The organism is Chryseobacterium sp. CY350, from assembly GCF_027945075.1.
Taxonomy (GTDB): Bacteria; Bacteroidota; Bacteroidia; order Flavobacteriales; family Weeksellaceae; genus Chryseobacterium.
On the sequence record NZ_CP116034.1, the window covers coordinates 1,998,126 to 2,020,455 of the forward strand.

General features: G+C 35.0%; 21 protein-coding genes and 1 riboswitch. Of the genes, 9 read left to right on the plus strand and 12 right to left on the minus strand.

The window, feature by feature from the left end; translation table 11 throughout:
• Positions 1 to 1,533, minus strand: coding sequence for a hypothetical protein (locus PGH12_RS09175; protein WP_267599649.1), 1,533 nt, complete (start codon positions 1,531 to 1,533; stop codon positions 1 to 3).
• Positions 1,534 to 1,673: 140 nt separating this feature from the next.
• Positions 1,674 to 1,762, plus strand: a riboswitch (TPP riboswitch).
• A gap of 69 nt (positions 1,763 to 1,831) precedes the next feature.
• Between PGH12_RS09175 and PGH12_RS09180 the strand changes: the two genes are divergently transcribed.
• From PGH12_RS09180 to dusB, 5 genes are read left to right on the plus strand one after another with little or no spacing between them, the layout of a single operon-like run.
• Positions 1,832 to 2,554: a class I SAM-dependent methyltransferase gene (locus PGH12_RS09180; RefSeq protein WP_267599648.1), complete on the plus strand. Its 723-nt coding sequence runs from the start codon at positions 1,832 to 1,834 to the stop codon at positions 2,552 to 2,554.
• The gene (locus tag PGH12_RS09185) at positions 2,551 to 3,600 is read left to right on the plus strand and encodes an AIR synthase family protein (RefSeq protein ID WP_267599647.1); all 1,050 of its coding nucleotides are present in this window, start codon (positions 2,551 to 2,553) and stop codon (positions 3,598 to 3,600) included. Before PGH12_RS09180 ends, PGH12_RS09185 begins: the two co-directional genes overlap by 4 nt.
• On the plus strand, positions 3,600 to 4,229 hold the full coding sequence (locus PGH12_RS09190) for a thiamine phosphate synthase (RefSeq protein WP_267599646.1): 630 nt from the start codon (positions 3,600 to 3,602) through the stop codon (positions 4,227 to 4,229). Before PGH12_RS09185 ends, PGH12_RS09190 begins: the two co-directional genes overlap by 1 nt.
• Before the next feature lie 4 nt (positions 4,230 to 4,233).
• Positions 4,234 to 4,500, plus strand: coding sequence for a Trm112 family protein (locus tag PGH12_RS09195; RefSeq protein WP_267599645.1), 267 nt, complete (start codon positions 4,234 to 4,236; stop codon positions 4,498 to 4,500).
• A gap of 60 nt (positions 4,501 to 4,560) precedes the next feature.
• On the plus strand, positions 4,561 to 5,556 hold the full coding sequence (gene dusB / locus PGH12_RS09200; RefSeq protein ID WP_267599644.1) for a tRNA dihydrouridine synthase DusB: 996 nt from the start codon (positions 4,561 to 4,563) through the stop codon (positions 5,554 to 5,556).
• Between the two features lie 221 nt (positions 5,557 to 5,777).
• Here the strand turns inward: dusB and PGH12_RS09205 are convergent, their stop codons facing one another.
• From PGH12_RS09205 to PGH12_RS09230, 6 genes are all read right to left on the minus strand, one after another.
• Entirely contained in the window at positions 5,778 to 6,092 is a 315-nt protein-coding gene (locus PGH12_RS09205) for a hypothetical protein (RefSeq protein WP_267599643.1), read from the minus strand.
• 214 nt (positions 6,093 to 6,306) lie between these two features.
• A complete protein-coding gene (deoC, locus tag PGH12_RS09210; protein ID WP_267599642.1) occupies positions 6,307 to 7,050 on the minus strand; it encodes a deoxyribose-phosphate aldolase in 744 nt (247 codons plus the stop codon).
• An 8-nt stretch (positions 7,051 to 7,058) separates the two neighbouring features.
• Positions 7,059 to 7,529: an Lrp/AsnC ligand binding domain-containing protein gene (locus PGH12_RS09215; protein ID WP_267599641.1), complete on the minus strand. Its 471-nt coding sequence runs from the start codon at positions 7,527 to 7,529 to the stop codon at positions 7,059 to 7,061.
• A gap of 27 nt (positions 7,530 to 7,556) precedes the next feature.
• On the minus strand, positions 7,557 to 8,489 hold the full coding sequence (locus PGH12_RS09220; RefSeq protein ID WP_267599640.1) for an endonuclease/exonuclease/phosphatase family protein: 933 nt from the start codon (positions 8,487 to 8,489) through the stop codon (positions 7,557 to 7,559).
• Between the two features lie 267 nt (positions 8,490 to 8,756).
• On the minus strand, positions 8,757 to 9,431 hold the full coding sequence (trmD, locus tag PGH12_RS09225) for a tRNA (guanosine(37)-N1)-methyltransferase TrmD (protein WP_267599639.1): 675 nt from the start codon (positions 9,429 to 9,431) through the stop codon (positions 8,757 to 8,759).
• On the minus strand, positions 9,428 to 10,690 hold the full coding sequence (locus PGH12_RS09230; protein WP_267599638.1) for an NAD(P)/FAD-dependent oxidoreductase: 1,263 nt from the start codon (positions 10,688 to 10,690) through the stop codon (positions 9,428 to 9,430). Before PGH12_RS09230 ends, trmD begins: the two co-directional genes overlap by 4 nt.
• Before the next feature lie 64 nt (positions 10,691 to 10,754).
• Here PGH12_RS09230 and PGH12_RS09235 point away from each other — a divergent pair, with 64 nt between their 5' ends.
• Positions 10,755 to 11,618, plus strand: a complete 864-nt coding sequence (locus PGH12_RS09235) for a glycoside hydrolase family 25 protein (protein WP_267599637.1) — start codon at positions 10,755 to 10,757, stop codon at positions 11,616 to 11,618.
• Between the two features lies 1 nt (position 11,619).
• Here the strand turns inward: PGH12_RS09235 and PGH12_RS09240 are convergent, their stop codons facing one another.
• From PGH12_RS09240 to PGH12_RS09250, 3 genes are all read right to left on the minus strand, one after another.
• Positions 11,620 to 13,266: an alpha/beta fold hydrolase gene (locus PGH12_RS09240; protein WP_267599636.1), complete on the minus strand. Its 1,647-nt coding sequence runs from the start codon at positions 13,264 to 13,266 to the stop codon at positions 11,620 to 11,622.
• Between the two features lie 126 nt (positions 13,267 to 13,392).
• Positions 13,393 to 14,523 (minus strand): 8-amino-7-oxononanoate synthase, encoded by a 1,131-nt coding sequence (locus PGH12_RS09245; RefSeq protein WP_267599635.1) that lies wholly within the window; start codon positions 14,521 to 14,523, stop codon positions 13,393 to 13,395.
• A 44-nt stretch (positions 14,524 to 14,567) separates the two neighbouring features.
• Positions 14,568 to 15,086: a DUF1761 domain-containing protein gene (locus PGH12_RS09250; protein WP_324290989.1), complete on the minus strand. Its 519-nt coding sequence runs from the start codon at positions 15,084 to 15,086 to the stop codon at positions 14,568 to 14,570.
• A gap of 115 nt (positions 15,087 to 15,201) precedes the next feature.
• Between PGH12_RS09250 and PGH12_RS09255 the strand changes: the two genes are divergently transcribed.
• Both PGH12_RS09255 and PGH12_RS09260 read left to right on the plus strand, forming a co-directional pair.
• The gene (locus PGH12_RS09255; RefSeq protein ID WP_267599634.1) at positions 15,202 to 17,100 is read left to right on the plus strand and encodes an ABC-F family ATP-binding cassette domain-containing protein; all 1,899 of its coding nucleotides are present in this window, start codon (positions 15,202 to 15,204) and stop codon (positions 17,098 to 17,100) included.
• 161 nt (positions 17,101 to 17,261) lie between these two features.
• Entirely contained in the window at positions 17,262 to 18,548 is a 1,287-nt protein-coding gene (locus tag PGH12_RS09260; protein WP_267599633.1) for an alpha/beta fold hydrolase, read from the plus strand.
• A gap of 52 nt (positions 18,549 to 18,600) precedes the next feature.
• On the opposite strand, the gene PGH12_RS09265 is transcribed toward PGH12_RS09260, so the two are convergent.
• Both PGH12_RS09265 and PGH12_RS09270 read right to left on the minus strand, forming a co-directional pair.
• Positions 18,601 to 18,759, minus strand: a complete 159-nt coding sequence (locus tag PGH12_RS09265; protein ID WP_267599632.1) for a hypothetical protein — start codon at positions 18,757 to 18,759, stop codon at positions 18,601 to 18,603.
• Positions 18,760 to 18,763: 4 nt separating this feature from the next.
• On the minus strand, positions 18,764 to 19,822 hold the full coding sequence (locus PGH12_RS09270) for a Gfo/Idh/MocA family oxidoreductase (RefSeq protein ID WP_267599631.1): 1,059 nt from the start codon (positions 19,820 to 19,822) through the stop codon (positions 18,764 to 18,766).
• A 181-nt stretch (positions 19,823 to 20,003) separates the two neighbouring features.
• On the opposite strand from PGH12_RS09270, the gene PGH12_RS09275 reads away from it, so the two are divergent.
• Positions 20,004 to 22,286, plus strand: a complete 2,283-nt coding sequence (locus PGH12_RS09275) for a TonB-dependent siderophore receptor (RefSeq protein WP_267599630.1) — start codon at positions 20,004 to 20,006, stop codon at positions 22,284 to 22,286.
• Positions 22,287 to 22,330 lie beyond the last annotated feature (44 nt).

Genomic DNA, 22,330 nt, shown 5'->3' on the forward strand with positions numbered 1-22,330 from the left:
TCATTTTAAATTACAAGTCGTGGTTTGAGTATATGTTGTGATTGGCACATTTACTCCTCCGATGTTTACATTGATGATATTTTCTTTAATAAATATTGAATTAAAATTACCAGCAGCATCTTTTTGACTTACTGTAGCTCCCATATCATATTTGTTTAAAACAAATGCTACTGCATTGGCATAAGCATCATCATCTGATAATCCCTGCTTAGCAAATATATCTTTTATATTCTCTGACTCAGCATAAATTGGAGAAGTTGGCTTCCAATATGATGTTGTTATATCCAAATGAGTTCCTGCAGGATTATTAGCTACAAAATTAGCGTATTTTACCGGATCTGTGATCGTTAAAGCATATACAACACCACCATTGGCAAAAACAAAAAATGTTTTAAAATTAGAATTTATAGCATTAGCTCCCTGCAGAGAATAAATATCTCCAGAAGAAAAACAATTGTACAAATCAATTGTGTGTGTATGTCCCCCTCCTTCTATGGCTAAGTTCGGGTTGTTTGCTTGTACTCCTACTTGATTTCCAGCAGTTGAAGTATTTATTGGGGTTGTATCATAATCACCAATAGCGTCTTTCCCGAATGAAAAAGATTTTTCGTTGGTATCTGTCGCAAGACTTGAGGTAAGCTGAGTTTGTGCTGCTGCTATTTTAACATCTGCTAATAATTCTTTTGAATGTACATTATTATTAATTGCCTTCTGACACGGGCTACCTTTCGGCGGCAGATTCGGTGCAGTAGTTGTCTCATCTGGGGGATTGCTTCCTAATCCACCCGGTCCGCTTCCTCCTCCTTCTCCGTTTTCTCCCAAACCGGTATCTGCAGGAAGTGCAACTGTACATTTTTTCACCAAAGAGACCACCAACACCGAGGGCGTTTCAGATCTACAAGGGCCAGCTGTCCCCGTTAGTTCACCATGATGATGATCATCTGTATCGCCACACCTAGTGTAGTAAGTGCTGATTTCCATATGGCAATTCATAACATCCTGCTGCATGATTGCAGATGAGTAAGTTCCGTTTTGAAGTATTTCATGAGTTACCTTTCCGGTAAAATCTACTGTACCTCCCGAAAGCAGATTCTGTCTTTCCAGAGGAGTAAGATAATACGTTACCAAAACTTCTTTCCAGGTACCATCAGGACGCGAACTGATCACAAGGTTCTCAATTGGTGCATTGGCAGGAGCATTCTCATGATCGATACGAAAGGTATAGCTGTGGAAGTCCGGGCCTTTTTCGAGGTAGATTACATCATCGGTATCAATAGAAATTCCGTTTCCGAAATTCACGGTTTTGCCCTGCAGATTGTTTTTTGAATCATTGTAAAGGTTAGTCTCTACCTGTTTAATCTTAGAGACAAGATTAGCTTTGTGTTTAGCTTCATTTAAAGAGATTCTTTTGGAAGTAAGCTGAAATGCTCCGCTGTTGTTGTAGGTTTCCTGCTCAGGAATATCCTGCCTACACGCATTGAGAGATAATAATCCCATCGTCAGGCAAAGCCTGAGAAATAAATTTTTCTTCATTATTATGTTTTGAAATTAACTTTAGCAAATATGAAAATAATAATTCACAATTCATGCATTTATTTTTAGGCAAAATATGCATCATTTTTATGGTATTCTCGTCAACTATATATATTTAAAATTTCTATATTTGTTACAGTAATAAATACACGGGGTGCCGAAAGGCTGAGATTATACCCGATGACCTGATTTGGATAATGCCAACGTAGGGATGTCTGCTTAAAATATTTTCATTTTATGCTTTATTCGTTCGCATGCTTATCTGTGGTCTGAACCGAATATATCAACATAAAATAAAATGGAAGTAACAAAGTATTCCGGAGAACTGATCCCAAAACAAGACAAGAACTGGCAAGGAAGACCCGAATGGTTTTTCAACCGAGAACATACCGACACCTACGAATTGTGGTATGAAGGCCGGTACAAACGCGCCGAAATCTGGCAGAAAAAAGTAATGGAACAGCTCGTTTCCAAAGATCAAAGAGTAAAAACGCTTTTAGAATTCGGTTGTGGCACTACCCGATTTACCCGTTGGTGGAAAAACATCGGGATAGAAGCCACCGGAGGAGATATTTCGCCTTTGATGTTATCGCAGGCCGTACATCTTTTCGATGGCGATCTGGTGATGGCAGATTCTCATTTTATGCCTTTTAAAGATCATACTTTCGATTCACTGGCATTCATCACAACATTTGAATATTATAAAGATCCTGTGAAAGTAATTCGAGAGGCAGCCCGTGTCGCCAAATACGGAATTGCAATGGGTATGATGAATAGAAATTCTCCTAAAGTTGCCCGAAGACGAGTGCAGCAGTTGTTCGGGAAAAATCCTTTTTATGTGACGGCAACGTTTTATACTCCAAAAATGCTGACGGAAATTATCGAAAAAGCTTTGGTAGGAAGAAAATATACGATTGAATGGACGTGTACCGGACTTCCAAAATGGTTTCCCGTACAGCAATGGAATGTGCCGATTGGAGATTTCTTCGGACTTTATATTAAACTAAATGATGTGGAATGAGTGACACTTTAGGGAAAATAAATCATTCCGAATTTGAAGATTTCCTCAAACATCGATGTGGAAAAGAGCGTGACGAAGTACGGATAGGTCCTGAGTTTGGTGTAGATGTTTCCGTTGTTGATCTGCATGGCGGAAAAGCAATGGCGTTAACGAGCGATCCTCTTTCTTTGATTCCGTCTTTAGGTTTGGAAGAATCTGCCTGGCTGTCGGTTCATCTGATGGCAAATGATATGGCAACTACAGGTTTTGCACCGATGTTCGGGCAATTTGTTTTAAACCTTCCTGCACAGCTTTCTAAAAATGATTTTGAAATTTATTGGAATTACATTCACAAGTTCTGTAAAGAAATCGGTGTAAGCATCACGGGCGGACATACCGGATTTATTGAAGGACAGAATTCTACCATCGCAGGTGGCGGAACTTTCATCACGATTGCTCCGAAAGAGGAAATTTTAGTTTCAAAATATGCAAGACCCGGCGATTCAATTTTAGTAACCAAAACAAGTGCACTTTCATCGGCAGCCATTTTAGCGATGAACTTTCCTGAGACGGTTAAAAATAAGGTCGGAAAAGAATTTTACTATTCAGCCTCTGCTTCATTTTTTGAAACCTCATCATTAAAAGATGCTTTAATTGCTTTTCAAATTGAAAACTCCGGAGTATCTGCAATGCATGATGTGACGGAAGGTGGTGTTTTGGGAGCGATTTATGAATTGGCCATCGCATCAGGAAATGGTGCCGAAGTTTTTAATGAAAAGCTTCCGATTGGAGAAGTGCAATCGGCGGTTTGTAATTTTTTTTCTTTAGATCCGAGATATTGTATTGGTGCAGGTTCCATGATTATTACCTGTAAAAAAGAGAAAGCTACGGAAATTATCTCAAGATTGGAAACGAATCATATTCTCTGTACAGAAGTGGGAACGATTACAGAAAAATCTAATGGAATTAAACTGATTGAGAACGAAAAAGAAAGTGATTTAACGTATTTCGATGAAGATCCTTATTGGAAGGCTTTCTTTAACGCTTATAAAAACGGCTGGAAATAATGAAAAAGCAAACCGTACAATCGGGAATTTATTTAATTATCGATCCTTCGATGGATGAGGAAATTCTTTTTTCAAAATTAGATTTAATTGTAAAAGAAAAGATAGCAGCTATTCAGATTTGGGATAATTTTAAAGACAATCAGAATATTGAAGAACTGCTTTTAAAAATTTATAAAAAAACTTCTTTACATAACATTCCGTTGATTATCAATAACCGCTGGGAATATTTAAATAAAATTCCTTTGGATGGAATTCATTTCGATGAAATTCCTGAAAATTTGTATGAAATTAAAAAAGAAATCAATCGCAATTTCATTGTAGGAATTACCTGCAATAACGAACTTTTAACGATTGAATATGCTGAAAGATATCATTTCGATTACATTTCTTTCTGCTCGATGTTTCCCTCAAAAACAGCCAACAGTTGTGAATTAGTCAACTTTGAAACTGTTCAGCAAGCGAAAAGTATTTTTAGTGGAAAAATCTTTTTAGCCGGAGGAATTGATTTAGATAACATTAAAAATTTAAGTGAATTAAATTATGACGGAATCGCTGTGGTCTCAGGAATTATGAGTGCAGAAAATCCTTCAGAAACTATTAAAAATTATCATCAAAAAATTAAAAAGTAAAATAATGAGAATAAAAACCATAGAAAAATTATGCTGTCCGTTTGACAAATCAGATTTAAATTTAACCATCATTTCGCAGGATGAAACTGAAAATATTATGGAAGGTTTACTCATCTGCGACAACTGCAAAAGAGTCTACCCGATCATCAGCGGAATTCCCATCATGTCTCCCGACGAATACCGAGAATTTAAACTGGAACAACCTGTTTTAGAACGTTGGGAAAAGAATCTGGAAGGTAAAAAAGTTGAGAATTTCAGGCTGATTTCGTAGCGATAACAGCAATAGATATTTTCAAAACTCAGAAAGTTTAGAATTTCGTAAATTTGCGGCATGATAAAAATAGGCAACATAGAACTGCCGGAATTTCCGCTTTTGCTTGCACCCATGGAAGATGTGAGTGATCCTCCGTACAGACGCCTGTGTAAGTTGCACGGTGCAGATATGATGTATTCAGAATTTATCTCTTCTGAAGGCTTGATTCGTGATGCGATGAAGAGCAGAAAAAAGCTGGATATTTTCGATTATGAAAGACCTGTTGGGATTCAGATTTTTGGAGGTGATGAAGAAGCAATGGCGATGTCTGCAAGAATTGTGGAAACCGTAAATCCTGATTTGGTAGACATTAATTTTGGTTGTCCGGTAAAAAAAGTGGTTTGTAAAGGCGCCGGAGCCGGAGTTCTGAAAGATGTTGATATGATGGTTCGCTTAACGAAAGCTGTTGTAAGTTCTACGAGTCTTCCAGTGACCGTAAAAACACGTTTGGGATGGGACAGCAACTCAATCAATATTGATGAAGTGGCCGAACGTCTTCAGGAAACAGGAATCAAAGCGTTGACGATTCACGCAAGAACCCGCGGACAAATGTACAAAGGTGAGGCCGATTGGGAACACATTTCAAGAATCAAGCAAAACCCGAATATTGAAATTCCTATTTTTGGAAACGGTGATATCGATTCACCTGAAAAAGCTTTGGAATATAAAAAAAAATACGCTTGTGACGGAATTATGATCGGTCGTGCTGCGATTGGTTATCCGTGGATTTTTAATGAAATAAAACATTTCTTTGCAACCGGAGAACATCTTGATGCACCTACAATTTCAGACCGACTTTTAGCAGTACGTCAACACGCAGAATGGAGTGCAGAATGGAAAGGTGAGAAATTAGGCTTGATTGAAATGAGACAGCATTACAGCAATTATTTCCGTGGAATTCCTCATTTTAAAGATTTCAGAAGGAAGTTTCTTGAAGTTTATTCTTTAGTAGAAATGGATGAAGTGATTAAAGAAACTGAAGGATTTTACGCTGAATATCAGGCGCAGGTTTAGTTTAGGCTGAGAGTAATTTTTAACCATTAAAGTTTTATTAAGAGGTTTAGAATAATTAAGTTAGCTTCGCTATAAGCATAAACGCTAAATTAAAATCTTTTTGATTTTATTTAATAAAGATTAACTCCTAAATTATTCTTCATGGTTCAAAATTTACATAAAAAGCAAACCCATCAAAATTTTGATGGGTTTATTTATTTAATTATGGCTGGTAGAACTGTTTATTTTTTAATATCAGCTTTCACATCCTGATATGCTTTTCCTACAGCTTTTGCACCTTTTTTACTTTTATCACCTACCCAATTGGCACCTTTTTTTACGCCTTTTTCTGTAGCTACAGCTCCTTTCTTTACTGTCTTGCCTGTCCATTTCGCGCCTTTCTGCACGCCTTTTTTGGTTGCGTCTGCTCCTTTTTCAGCAGCATTTCCTACCGCTTTAGCATCTTTCTTTACTGTTTCTTTTACAGTTTGTTTTTCTTGTGCATTGACAGATAATGTAATCAATAAAACTGTCAGAATTGAAATTGTTTTTTTCATCGTATTTAAAAATTTAGAATAAAATTACTAAATTATTTTTATTTACCATTAAATTTTTCATTTTTGTTTTACGGCACCATCTTATCTAAGCTTTCGTCATTAGCACAATATTTAAAAAAACCTTCCAGCTTTTTTAAAAACTGGAAGGTTTAATTATTACAGCGGGAAAATATACAAATAACAAACCCATCAGCACTTGATGGGTTTTGTAAATTTAATATCCTTCCGTAGAAGATTCATCTTTAATTAAAGCTAACGCTGAGGAAGTTCCTATCCGTTTAACACCGAGATTAATCATTTTTTCGGCATCTTCGGGAGTTCTTACTCCGCCAGCAGCTTTTACGGGAAGTTTTCCGGCATTGTCGAGCATCAATTTAATACCTTCAAATGTTGCTCCGTTTGGTTTTCCATCTTTAGTTTCGTAAAAACCTGTGGAAGATTTCACAAAAATTTTAGACCAATCATTTTGAGAAAAATTTTCCTCTGCCCAACAGGAAATTTTTTTAGTTAAGTCTGCAATTTGCTCATCCGTAAGAGCTGCGATCTCAATAATCCATTTCGCAACTTTGTGATGATTGATACACAGTTTTGTGCATTGCAAAAATTCATCTTTTACAATATCTAGATCTCCTTTCAGATATGCAGAATAATTGATCACGAAGTCTAACTCGTCTGCACCGTCTTCGATAGCTTTCAGTGCTTCTGTAAATTTTTCAGTAACAGAATATGTGCCTTCGTGGAAGCCAATCACTGTTCCCAACACCACATCTGAATTATTTTGCTTAATAAAATTTCTGACAGCGGAAACATAATCCGGACGTATCATCACAGCAAAAATACCGTTATCAATGGCAACTTTTACAAGATCTATAACCTTAGCGAATGTTTCTTCCTCTGATAAATTGGCCTGCAATGGCGTTTTTAAATATGTGGAATCTAGATATTGGGCAATATTCATAGTAGAGATTAAACTTTCAACTGTCTGTTAATACCTTGCTCCAATGAGATGAAAGTTTCCGTTCTTGTAACACCTTTCATTTTCTGAAGTTTATTAAGAATTTCCATTAAATGATCATTGTCTTTACAAAGGACTTTAAGGAAAATTGTATAATTACCTGTTGTGTAATGTGCTTCTACCACCTCATTAATCTCCTTCAAAGCTTTTATTACTTCATTGTAATGGCTTGGCTGATCCAGAAACATTCCGATGTACGAAACTACTTTGTACCCTATTTTTTTTGGATTCAGAAATGAAATAGAATTTTCTATTACACCTGCATGCTCCAGTTTTTTAATTCTCTGGTGCACCGCCGTGGTAGAGATCCCCACCTGTTTTGAAATGTAGGCTAACGAACTTTTGGTATTATCCATCAGCATGTAGATAATCTCTTTATCTAACGGGTCTAAATGATAGCTTGTACTTGTTGAGTTTTTCATCTTAGATTATTACTTTTATATTGTCATTTATTTCTTTAATACTACATAAACAGGAAAATGATCGCTGTAACCACCCAAATATCGGGTTCCTGCATAGGTTCTGAAGGGTCTGTCATTAAACATTTTATTACGGCTCCTAAGCTTTTCCGGCTTAAATATTCTTGCGTCGTAAAAAGATAAAGCACGATCGTTTTCAAAAAAAGACTGTGATAAAAGAATCTGATCAAACAGCAGACCAGATTTGTAATGAAAAGCAGAGTAATTCTTTTGTGAGTACAACTCCTGGAAAGGATTCTGCAACACTTTCTCGTGCGTATTATCAAAAAGAATATTCACTAAATTTTCATCATCCGGATTTTCATTAAAATCCCCACACAGAATTACATTTTCTTTTTCTACATTCACGATCTGAAGAATTCTGTTTCTGATCTCGCTCAGAATATAATTTCTTTTGGGCTGATTAATATCTTTTTCACGTTTTGATGGCAAATGAGCTACGAAAACATTAATGATATCATCTTTATATTTTACTTTTGAAAACAAAACATCTCTTGTAGTGTCATAGTTTTCAGGATTTTTATCTACAATTTCAAAAAAGAAAGTGATGGCTTCAGAATCGATGATCTCAATTTTAGATTTGTCATAGAGCAAAGCAACATCTACCTTTCTCTCGTCCATAGAGTTGTAATGTACAATACCATATTGCGAATTAAACGGGCTCATTTCTACGAGATCTTCCAAGACTTTTCTTCCTGAGATCTCCGAAAGGCCGATCATACACGGCAAAATACCTGTTTCTTCTTTCATCAGCTGGAAAACGTGAGATATTTTATGAAGCTTATCTCGGTATTTTCTTTCGTCCCAATTTCTAAGTCCCGATTTGGTGGGATCTAGCCTATGATTGGGAGGAGGATCCGGCAAAAATAGATTTTCTACATTATAAAAAGCAAACAATTCCATCTACAAATTTTCTATTGACAAGTCTGAAATTTTATTTTCAGCATGTAAATTTATTCTTTTTTTCAGTACCACACTACTTTTCATAATTAAATTTTCACATAAATGGCATAAAATTTACCATAATCGTAAGCTTGTGAAATTATTCTAATCAAAATTTTAATTAATTTCAAAATATATTCAACAAAATCACGATAAATATTTCTGAAATAATCAACAATACTGTAATTGGAAACGATTACATATTTAATTTCTTGAGGATTTGGTTGATTATTTTAAAAGATCAGGACGTTTTTCCTGAGTAATTCTTAATGCCTCATCATGTCTCCATTCTTCGATTTTACCAGAATTTCCGCTTAAAAGAATTTTAGGAACTTCTAAACCTTTGTAAGATTCCGGCCTTGTATAAATTGGTGGTGACAACAGGTCATCCTGAAAACTGTCTGTTAAAGCACTTTGCTCATCATTTAGAACTCCGGGAAGCAATCGAATAACAGAATCTGCCAAAACGCAGGCTGCCAATTCTCCTCCAGTAAGTACATAATCGCCTATAGAAATTTCTTTTGTAATATGCAGATCTCTCAATCTCTGATCAATACCTTTATAATGACCACAAAGGAAGATCAGATTATTTTTTATTGAAAGTGTGTTTGCTATTTTTTGATTAAGTGTAATTCCGTCGGGCGTTAAATAAATTACTTCATCATATTCTCTTTGCGATTTTAATTCAGATATACATTTATCTATCGGCTCAATCATCATTACCATTCCTGCGCCGCCGCCGTAAGGTTCATCATCAATCTGTCTGTGTTTGTTAACCGACCAGTTTCTCAGCTGATGAAAGTGTACTTCTACCAAACCTTTATCTACTGCTCTTTTCAGAATAGAAGTTCTGAACGGACTTTCCATCAATTCCGGCAGCACACTTATTATATCAATTCTCATTGTTCCGTACTATTTTTCTTATTGGGCGAAATAATCAGTCGCAGAGATGAATCTTTATTGAAATAGCTCCACATCCAGTTAAAAAATATCGCCAGTTTATTTCGAACGCTCAAAATAAGCATTAAATGTAAAAACATCCAAAAATACCATGCTAAAAATCCCTGAAATTTTATAAAAGGTAAATCTACAACGGCTCTGTGCTTCCCGATTGTTGCGAGCGAACCCTGATCTTTATATTCGTATTCACTCCACTCTGAAGCGTTCTTTGTTAAAAAATTTCTTCCTAAATTCTTTGCCTGGTTGATCGCTACATTCGCAACCTGAGGATGACCTTGAGGATATTTTGGTGTTTCCATATAAGCGATGTCACCTACCGCATAAATATTGTCGTACCCTTTTATTTTATTAAACCGGTCTACAATGTATCTGTTTCTCATCAGCTTTTCAGAAGGGAAACCGTCAACTACATTTCCTACAACACCGGCTGCCCAGATGACATTATTAGACGGTATCATTTTACCGCTTTTAAGATGAACTTTATCACCATCATAATCTGTAACCACTTCCCCGCTCATAAAATTAACGCCAAGCTCTTTCAGATACTGCTCAGATTTTTCCTGAGCTTCAGCGCTCATCACCGCCAAAGGTTTTTCTGTGGAACTTACCAGGATGATTTTGAGATTATTAAAATTCATGTACGGATAATCTCTCGGCAGAATTTCTTTTTTCATTTCCGAAAAGGCTCCGGCTAATTCTACTCCGGTCGGTCCGCTTCCAACGATCACAATATTCCAGTTACCATCATCGCTGCGGCTTTTTTCAAGTATCAGTTTTTCAAAAGTCATCAGAACATGATTTCTGATCCCGATGGCTTCCTGAGTATTTTTCATCCCGAAAGCTTTACTTTCAAGATCTTTATTTCCAAAAAAATTGGTTTTACAGCCTGTAGCGATGATCAATTTATCGTAAGTAAATTCCGCTTCATCCGTGATGACTTTATTTTGGGAAGGAACAATTTCTTTAACTTCCGTTAGACGAAACTGTGTGTTTCTGGAGTTCTGAAAAATTTTCCTGAAAGGAAAAGAAATATTGGAGGGTTCTATCCTACCGCATGCAACCTGATAAAACAATGGCTGAAACATGTGATGGTTTACTTTGTCTAAAACAATTACTTTTTTGTTTTTATTATTTAGTGTCTTCGCAAGCTGCAGCCCCGCAAAACCGCCTCCGATAATGATGATCTTTTCGCGTGTTTCCATATAAACAAATTTACTGAAATTATTTAGCATTTTCAGGCGCAAAAAGTTAGTTTTGCAAAACTTTATGACTGCTAAAAAGTACACGAAAAAAACTGCCAAAAAAATCCATAAAACACGACGAAAAAATTATTTTTTCCGCCGCAAAATGCTTTTTGTAATATTGATTATTGCACTTATCGGAACAGGTTTATATTTAAAGCAATCAATAAGTTACTATTATGCTTTATACTTTAATAAATTTTCTCATAAAAAGCTTCATAACAACGAAAAAGAAACTTTAAGGATCCAGAAAATCCTCAGTAATAATCTTGATAAAACCTATGGTTTTGATATTTCCCATTATCAAAATAGAGAAGATATCAGCTGGGATAGTCTGAGCATTGGAAACAAAACTATTTCCTTGGAATTTGTCGTAATGCGTGCAACGATGGGAAATAGAAGTGCAGATAAGCATTTTAGCGAATTTTGGCAACAGGCGCAAAAACACAAATTGATTCGTGGTGCATATCATTTTTACAGAGCTGATGAAGATCCTATCATTCAGGCAAATAATTTTCTGGAGAATGTAAAACTGCAAAGTGGAGACCTTCCGCCAATTTTGGATATTGAAAAAATTCCGAGAAGAAAATCAAACAAAAAACTGATAGAAGATCTTAAAATCTGGTGCAAAATTATAGAAGAAACCTACGGCGAAAAACCTATTATTTACACTTATTACCATTATTACAAGGACTTTCTAAAAGGCGAATTTGATGATTACCCACTTTGGCTGGCCAATTACAATGACGTTCCTACTCCATCACCAGATGATCAATGGGATTTCTGGCAATTCAGTGAAAACGGAATCGTTCATGGGATCAACACAAAAGTTGACTTGGATGTTTATAATGGTGGAGTCTGGTCGTTGAAAGGTTTGACTTTAGATTAAATTATTTATTTAAAAATTCAACGATATCTTTATTCAGCTGATCCGCATTTTCAAACGGAATCATGTGTGTAGCGTCTTTGTAAATTTTTAGCTTTGCATTGGGAATTTGCTTAGACAATAATTCAGAATGTTCAGGCTTGATAACATCTTTTTCTCCGGCAATCACCAAAACTTCAGATTGAATTTTATTTAAATTTTTATTGGAAATATTCGGTTCTTTCAACATCAGTTTAAGCAGTCTTCTTTCGTTGAACTTTTCCGGTTTATTTTCATACTGCATGGCTTTGAGGCTCAATTTAAACTTACTTATCAACTCTTCATCTACTCCGTCAGCAGAAGCATTGGCTCCAATGGTAATTAATTTATTTAAATTTTTAGGATATTTCAGCGCAAACTCAAGTCCGGTATTTCCACCATCGCTCCAGCCTACGATATTTACTTTTTTTAAGCCCAAACCATCAATTAAAGCTTTCATATCATCTGCGAAAATTTTATAATTGAAATCATTTTCTGTTTTATCAGTACTTTTTCCTTGCGCTCTCGTGTCAACAACAATCACTTTAAAATACTTTGAAAGTTCGGGAATTTGCTGATAAAAATCTCTGATGCTGCCTGAGTTTCCGTGGATCAAAAGCATAGGCTCTCCTTCACCGTAACTTTCGTAATATATATCTGCATCTTTTAGTTTTAATGTTTTTCCGGCAGATGCATTTTTACCGTAAATTGATTGTTCAGCTTCCATTTGATATTTGCTTACATCATAGAAGAGATTTGACAGACCGCTGTCATTATCATATTCTTCCTGAATTTCATTTTTCCCATTTTTATCTACTTTCACATCAATGTTGATTGCAGGCGCAGCGATGGTCATTTTTTTCCAATCGCCATAAAATTTTCTCAGATAACCTGTTCTGAAAAGCGCAGCACTGATATTCAATCTTCCCTCAAACTCTTTTAAAAACTGAATTCCGACAAAAAACTTGCCCTGCACCCAAATATTTTTTTCATTGACATCTAAAGTAAAGGTATCATCTATAATTTTATCCTTGGTTAGTTCCACCGTTATTTCCTCATCCAAAATACTCTCTCCCGGCAAACCATTTTTCTCACTATAAATGGTGTAACGCATAATGATCGGTCGGTCTGCAGTGATGCTTGCAATATTCAGATGAATATTTATGATCTTTGATTTCTTAGTAGCCTTAAATTCCAAAGCGGTTTCACCTAAAAAATCATCTTTGCTTAACTCTGGTTTTACAGAATACATCACACTTTTCGTTTTCGTATTCACACCCCAATTTTTATCAACCAGTTTTTTAGGGGCAATTTTTACTTCCTGAATATTTTTGAATTTCTCTTTTAAAAAAACTTTCCTGTCATTTTGTTTTACGAAATGCTGAACAGTTTCTGTATAGCTTTCGTACCCCGCAACATCGATTCTGACTTTAGCAGCAGGATTGATTTTAGAAAGATCAATAGCAAACTCTCCTTTTTCATCACTGATGATTCCCACATTTTCTTTTTCAACACCGATCTTTACGTAAGCAATCGGTATATTTTCTTCCCTGGACAAAACAGTTCCGGAAATTACCTGAGCATGAAGCAAAAAAGCAGCGAATAAAAGAATTAAAGCGTTGAGTTTCTTCATAATAAAAGTTTGATGCAAAAATCAATATTTGAAGATGAAAACAATCTTAATTTCTTATTAAATTTAAAGAAGATTTAGTTAAATAACATTTAAAAAATCACAACCATGTGAGCATCTTCATTAAAATTACTTAAAGGGCTTTCTCTGAATCCAATCAACTGTTGGATTGAGTGATTTAAAAATCCTTCCTATGAATTTATTGATAAGTAAATTATTATGTTTAATTAATCCAAAAATCTCTACTGGTTGCGCACCGATCGTAGATTTTATTTCGAGTGCTGTTCTTCCGAAAATAATTCGGTTAAATTTTTCCTTGATTCCGAATTCAACCATATCTAAGAGCATATTTAGGTAGATTTGTTTTTCTTTTTGCAACTCCTTGTCATACCCAAGAAAATAGGTATCAATATCTTGATTGTTGAGGATTAAAGTATAAAAACCGATCAGTTTTTCATTTAAATAATATCCAAAAACTTTGAAATTTTTTTTTAAAGATTCTTTCATGCTTTCAAAGTGATTTTCGGTGAGAAAAAAAGTATTGAAAGGCGCATTTTCAGCTACATTTTGATACAAGAGATTCATTTCTTTCTGATGAAATTTAATGTCGTGAAGATTCATTTCAGATTTTTCAATTCCAGCAATTTTTTTCTTTGCAGATTTGGCTCTGGTTCTGTATTTTGTAGAAAATGCATTCAGATAATCTTGAAAGGTCGTCCAGTTTTCCGTTAAATCTAAGAGCATATTCGGCTGTACAGAAAATCTGTAGAATGATAGGTACTTTTTACCTTGAAAATGTTTGATAAAACCGGCCTGATAATCTTTATAAATGATCAAAGAAGTTTTACCTTCCTTTTTTTGCATTTCATGAACAGCTTCATCTAAAAGCATAATCATATCCGGAACAGTAATTTTCTCAGCATCAAAATAAAATCCGTTTTGTCCGGTCAACATATTATTCCCGAGAATCATCACGTTTTTACTAAACTTTTTCGCCACAAAATTTTTTAAATTACAAAAAGCTTCATCCTGCTGAAAAGTTTTGTGCCGGAAAAAATCTAAATATTGAAATAAAGAACCGCCGATCAATTCATCACCTGAGAAAAATCCGACATAAAAACACTTCATATTTTCGGGACATGAGGTTTCTAAAGTTTCAAAATATTCTTTAGACAACATAATATTATGCTGCCCGATGACATCGTTCCAGTTATGTGGAATTTCTGACGAAGATTTGTATATTTTGAAAGTGTAAGACATAAAAAAGGCCACAAATGTAGCCTTATAATTTAGATTTAAATGTTTTATTTTTGAGTAACCCAATTGAAGCCATCCATGGCATACCAACCGCAGATAATTCCTCCCATAATGGTGATGGTGATCGTCCAATAAGCAGCATTAATCAGAGCATATTTCCAGGATTTTCTCTCAAACATCGCATTGATTGATATTAGGGGAAGTACAAAGAAAATTCCTGCCATAAAAGAATGTAAAGCACCATGACCAAAAGATCTGAAAGCAGTTCCGTAATCTTGCATAAATGCTGTAAATGAAGGTTTTGCCAGATCCGGATTTCCACCAACCATTCCTACAGCGCCAAACTGATGAATCGTAACAAACTGTAAAAACATTCCGATGAGTACCGACAAAACAACAGATGAAATGAAGATCACTCCCATATTTGCTCCTTTCATTTTATCTTCAGCCAACCCAGCTTCTCTCATCCATATTTTTCCGAAAACTTGTGGGCTGTACCAAATAAATCCCGTCAGTAATGGCACTAATGCAGCAAATAGTATTGCTAAAAAGTTGATTTGTATCATAATTTAAAGTTTTTAGGTTATTGTTTCAAATTTACATTAAAAAAATTACGTACAGATATTTATCATTTAAAAGCTTTAATATTTTGTACTTTTGCACCACAAAATTTGGATATTAATGAATTACGTTGCGGCAGAGAATCTTACAAAATCTTACGGGATAAAAACTTTATTTAAAAAAATTTCTTTCAACATCAATGAAGGTGACAAAATTGCCATTGTTGCCAAAAACGGAAGCGGAAAATCTACCCTTCTGAAAATTCTGATGGGTAAAGAAATAGCCGACAGCGGAAACGTGGTGATTAATAAAGATATTCAGGTGGTTTTGTTTGATCAGGAGATAGATTTTGAATCTGATTTGACGATTGAAGAATTCATGATGACTTTGGATTCAGCACCAATTTTGGCTTTAAAAAAATATCATCATGCATTGCTGTCGGGAAATCCGGATGAAATGGAAACTGCATTGGCCGAAATGGAAATTCACAAAGCGTGGGATCTTGAAAATGAAATGAGCCAGATTCTGTCTCAGCTTAAAATCACTGATCTGACTGCCAAAATGGGAATGCTTTCCGGTGGACAAATAAAACGTGTTGCCTTAGCTAAACTTTTAACGGAAACCAGAGCCGAGCATCGCCACACGCTTTTAATAATGGATGAACCTACCAACCACCTGGATGTGGAAATGGTAGAATGGCTTGAAAGCTATTTAAATAAAGCAAAAATCACTCTTCTTCTTGTAACTCACGACCGATATTTTCTTGATGCAGTGTGCGGAATTATCTGGGAAATGGAAGATCAGAATCTATATTTCCACAATGGTTCCTACGCTACTTATCTTGAAAATAAGATGATTCGTGAAGACAACATGAACTCGACCATCGACAAAGCACAAAATCTTTACAGAAAAGAATTGGAATGGATGCGAAGACAGCCGAAAGCGCGAACGACAAAATCAAAATCGCGACAGGATGATTTCTACGAAACTGAAAAAGTAGCCAAAACCGATACCCGAAAGGAATCTCTGGAGCTTGATTTTGAAATGAAAAGATTGGGTAACAAAATTCTGGAGCTTAAAGACATTTCAAAAAGTTATGGTGATAAATTATTACTGAAAGATTTCAGTTATTCTTTTCAACGTGGCGAAAAAGTAGGAATTGTAGGTAAAAATGGCGCTGGAAAATCTACTTTATTGAATATTATTCAAGGTTTTGAACCGAAAGATTCCGGGGAAATTGAAACCGGAGAAACAATTAAATTCGGATATTTTTCTCAGAAAGGCCTTAAATATAAAGAAGAGGAACGAGTTATTGATTTTATTAAAGATATTTCAGAAAACTTCCCGTTAGCAAACGGACGAACGATTACGGCCTCGCAGTTTTTGAGATTATTTTTATTTGATGATCAAACACAATATTCTCCGATTTCTAAACTTTCGGGTGGAGAAAAAAGAAGACTGCATTTGATGTATATTTTATATCAAAATCCAAACTTTTTGATTTTTGATGAGCCAACGAATGATCTTGACCTTCCGACTTTGACGGTTTTGGAAAATTTCCTTTTAAATTTCCAGGGAAGTTTAATTATTGTTTCTCACGACAGATATTTTATGGACAGAATTGTTGACCATATTTTAGCATTTGAAGGAGAAGGAAAAATAAAAGATTTTATAGGAAACTTCTCAGAGTACAGAGAAAATAAAAAGCTGGAAGACGGAAACCAGAAGAACGAAGATAAAAAAGCGAAAACTGTCGTTGAGAAAGTCGTTGAAAAACCTGTAGAACTAGTTGTTTCAACACCGCAAGCTCCAAAAAAGAAATTGTCTTTCAAAGAACAACGCGAGCTTGAAACAATCGAAAAAGAAATTCCTGAATTTGAAGCAAAAAGAGCAACTATTCTTGATCAGCTAAATAATGAAACAGAATATGAAAAAATTGTAAAACTGTCTGCTGAGCTTGAAAGTCTTTCAGAAAAACTCGAAAATCACGAAATGAGATGGCTTGAACTTCAGGATTAAGCAAAATTTTAAGTATAAAAAAGAGCTGTTCGGTATATTGAACAGCTCTTTTTGTTTTAAAATTATTATATAAAAATATCAGATATTGAATTAGTATTCCTATGTTTGGGAAATAAACTTAAGCTTGTCATGCGAAGTTTTATTACCTCAAAAAAATCATTATGCGAAACTTTCATTTAAAACTCATTATTTTTATTATCCTTCTTTCGTTTTCAAAAACATTCGGGCAATATTTCATGGTTTGCCAACCCGTAGAAATTGAAAAATATCGGGGGAAAGATTTTATTCTTGAAGGAAAAATATTTTATAATAGAGAAATCAAGAATGATTCCTGGGTTGTTTTGTCGGCGCTTTTCGTTGATGAGAAGGGCAAAGGAATGAAAAACACTATTAATAATGATGATGCCCAGGCGTATTATAAGAATGGGAATTGGAGCTCTTATCAGCTACAGGGAAAGATTGAGAAAAAAGCAAAATACATAGCCGTAGGAATTACTGTTGCCGGGTCGGGAAGTTATCACGTTGACGATTTTAAATTATTTATACAGGATGGCAATAATAAAATAGAAATTCCTGTAAGAAATGCCGGTTTTGAGGACGCTTCTTTAACTCCTTGGCAAGCACAAAACATTGATAAGGATACAAGATTATCTCTTGCTAATGATCAATATTTTTCGGGAAAACAATCTCTTTTCGTTGACAATTCTAACATCAAAATGACACCAACTTTTGGTAATAATAAAGAAAACGGAAAATTTACGGATGTGAACGGCGTAAAACTTTATTATGAAGTTTACGGTAAAGGTGAACCGCTTTTGTTGATTCACGGAAACAACTCTTCAATGGCGAGTTTTAATCAGCAAATTGACGTTTTAAGCAAAAAATACATGGTCATTGGTTTAGACAGTCGTGGCCAGGGAAAGTCTTCTTCTGATGACCAAAAGTTGACCTATGAACTAATGGCAGATGATATCAATGTTTTTTTAGAAAAGATAAACCTGAAAAAGGTTAATATTTTAGGCTGGAGTGACGGTGGAAATATTGCAGTTATTTTAGGAATGGAACATCCTGATAAAGTAAAAAAAATGGCGATTATGGGAGCCGTACTTTACAATAACGAAACTTCAGTTTTTCCTGAGATTAATAAAATACTGAATGAGCAGGTAAAAGAAATGAAGGAACGCGGAGTATCTGAAAATGACATGAATTATCGTCTTAAAATTCTTCTCCTTACTGAACCTAATATCAATCCCGATTCTTTAAAGAAAATACAGGCACCGACATTGGTAATGGCAGGTGAACGTGATGTAATGCCTGAAAAACATACAAAACTGATTGCAGAAAAAATTCCAAACGGTAAAATGTTGATCTTTAAAGGTGCTGATCATGAAGCTCCTTCCAAAATACCCGAAAAATTTAACCAAGCAATTCTAGATTTTTTCGAGTAATTCATTTTGGATATTCGGTTGAAATAAAATACAAAAGTTAGATATTCGATATCTAACTTTTTTTTATCATCGTAGAAATACTGTACAGTAAAAAAGCAGTTCCCAAAATCAAAAAACCATATTTGAGATACATATTGTCATTAACCAAAGTCAGACCGATTCCTAAAAAAAGAAGACCGATCACTGTAAAACTTGAGCTCCTTTTTTTCATATTTTTAATGTAAATCTAAAACTTTTCCTTTATCAGAACTCTCCAATGCCGCTTCGATGATTTTCATATTCTGAACAACTTCATTTCCTAACGAAGGCAGAGCATATCCGAATACGATGTGTTCATAGATTTGTTGATAGTAATTCATATAATTTCCGGGTTCGCTGGATGTGAGAATTTTTTCAGTTTCTTTATTTTCATTCAGCACATTCAATATTCCGTCAGATTCTTTCAATGGCTGCATCCAGTTTTTTCCATATTCGGGAATTGCTCCTGCTACCAGTTCATTTTCCTGATCGTCAGTTCGTTCCTGAAGAAAACTTCCTTTACTTCCAAAAATTTTATAAGCGAAATGATCTTCTTTAGTAAAAACAGAAGACTTCAATCTTACTCTTAAATCATCTTTATAATAAAGTAAAATTTCAAAATAATCATTGGCAAAATCGGTTCCTTTCATTGAGAAAATGTCAGCAAACAATTTTTCGGGAAAGCCAAACAGTTGCGTCGCCTGATCTACAAGATGAGAACCTAAATCGTGAACTGATCCGGAACCGTTTAATGCAGGATTTTCTTTATGCTCTTTTGCACTTGGCTCAGTTCTGAATCTGTCAAAACGGATTTCAACTTCTTTGATTGTCCCTAATTTACCTTCTGAAATAACTTTCTGTACCTGAAGATAATCACGATCAAACCTTCTGTTCTGATAAACGCTGAGAAAGAGATTTTTAGATTCAGCCAGTCTTACCAATTCTTCGGCTTCTGCAACATTTACGGTAAATGGTTTTTCTACAATTACATTTTTCCCCGCTTCTAAAGCCATTTTTGCATAATCAAAATGAGTCTGAACCGGTGTATTTACCACCACCACGTCAATATCTTCATTTTTGAGCATTTCTTCTACTGAAAGATAAATTGTAGCATCAGGATATTTTTCTTTTGATTCTTCCTTACTTCTTTCTACAATCGCCGAAAGAAAAAATCCGGGATGTTCTTTTAAAAATGGTGCGTGAAAAACTTTTCCACTCATTCCAAAGGCACAAAGACCAACTTTTACCAATTGCATGCTGTAATTTTTTAACAAATATATTTATAAATGTCATTGAAAAGAAAAAAATATAAGCGTCAAAAGAGTTACAGTACAGCATATGATAAAAATCACCATATTTATTTTTATTAATTCTAAATAACAAGTTGCAAATTCTTACTTTTGCTGCGCTATTTAAATCCATTCCAAATAAATAAAAATGAATAGAAACATTATTTCTTTAGGTTTTCTTGTTATTGCAGCATCTGTAAATGCTCAAATGAAATATAATCCTGAATCTGATACTATTAGAATTCAAACCATTGAAGACGTGAATCTTCATAAAACAGGAAACCCGAACACAGCGAAGCCAGCAACTACAAAATCTAATCTAACGGTAATGGAAAATCCGCAGGCGATTTCTATTGTTACCCATGAGATTATTGAGCAGCAGCAAGCTAAGCAACTAAGCGATGTTCTGCAAAATGTAAACGGAGTGTATGTGACTTCTTCGCGAGGTGGCTCTCAAGACAGTTTCGGAGGTCGCGGTTTTATTTTTGGAAACGATAATATCTATAAAAACGGAGCCAGAGTAAATAGTGGGGTTTTCCCTGAAGTGAGCGGTCTTGAAAGAGTGGAAGTTTTGAAAGGTGCAACTGCAATGCTTTACGGAAATGCCGCAGCGGGAGGCATCATCAATTTGGTTACCAAAAAACCTAAATTCAATTTTGGAGGAAGTGTAGGAATGAACGCCGGAAGCTGGAATTCTTACAAACCGACGGTCGACATCTACGGACCAATTTCTAAGAACGTTGCATTCAGAATCAATGGTGCTTATGAATATGCGGAAAGTTTCAGAGATGTTGTACAATCTACAAAATACTATTTCAACCCCTCATTTTTATTTAATTTAGGTGAAAAATCTCAATTAATAATTGAGGCTGATTATCTTAAAAATGATCTTACTCCGGATTTCGGAATCGGTTCGATTACCAACAAAGATCAGAGCTACCAACTAATTGATTGGTTACCGAGAAATACTTTTTTCGGAACCGACTGGCAATATCAAAATGTACAGCAAGCATCAACAAACGTAACTTTTAATCATCAAATCAATGACAAATGGACGCTGAATGCTTCTGCATCGTATCAAAATTATACGAAAGATTATTTTTCAACAGAAAGAGTTCAGTGGACTTACGATAAAATTTTTCCCAACAGACTTTCCTGGAATACACCGCTAAATAAAACTTATAACGAACAAAACTATGGTTCTGCGCAAGTGAACGTGAATGGAGATTTCAATACAGGAAAAATAAATCATAAGGTATTAATAGGTGCAGATGCAGACTACGGACAATCTGATGCGAATGCTTACAATTTAATTCAAGCTCCTACCAACATATTATATTTGGATGACCCAAGTTCTTGGGACAATGGAAGTTTAGCAATGCCAGATTCTAATTTAAATACAAAGACAAGAACAACAGCAAGACGAGTTGGGGTTTATGTTCAGGATTTTGTTAGTTTAACAAAAGAATTTAAAGTACTTGCAGGTCTTCGCTGGTCGTATATCGAAAATATGCCAAGCATACTTACTCGTTTTACCACAAATGTAAAAACTGAAGTATTAAATTCGGCGACATCCGACAATGCTTTTTCTCCAAAAATTGGCTTCGTCTATATGCCAAATGATAATTTTTCAGCATTTGCGACGTATACCAATTCATTTGCGACCAATGCAGGGTATACTTCTGATGCGGTGAACAATTTAGATACCTCAGGATCTTTGCAAACAGTACAAGGAAGAGTAGCAATATTGCCTAAACAAGGGATAAAACCTACCACCGTAGATCAATACGAAGTGGGAGTTAAGAAAAATATCTGGCACAATGCAGTAGCGGTTAACGTTACGCTTTATCAGATTTTATATCATAACTTCTATCAAACATATTTCTATGTTGAGTCTCCTAGCGGAGCTCCTCAAACACCAGACACAAATTTAAAAGAGTTTGCAGGAAAAATGAGAAGCCGCGGCGTGGAAGTAGATATTACCGGAAATCCTACTGAAAACATTTCTATTATCGGAGGTTTTTCTTACAACAACTCTGTATATTTAGACACACCAGAAAAAGGGTATGTAGAAAAGCAGAGATTAGTAAGAACACCCGCAACTACTGCAAATGCGTCTGTATTTTATAAATTCACCAATTATGTTCCTGGTCTGAAAGCGGGAATCGGAGTTTATTATATTGGCGACAGAATTGCAGGATGGAACGATTCTAAATCTACGAATATCACCAGAAAAGATGTCAGCAGAATGATGGATCTTAAAGATTACACTACCTTTTCCTTATCTTTAGGATACGACTGGAGAAAATTCACATTACAGGCAAAAGTAGGAAACTTGTTTGATGTCGTTAATTATAATGTGCACGAAAATTATTCCGTAAACCCTATCACACCAAGAAATTACTATTTCACATTAACATACAGACTTTAGAATTTTATAACATTAAAAAATTTTCAAATAAAGGTGGAAGTTGC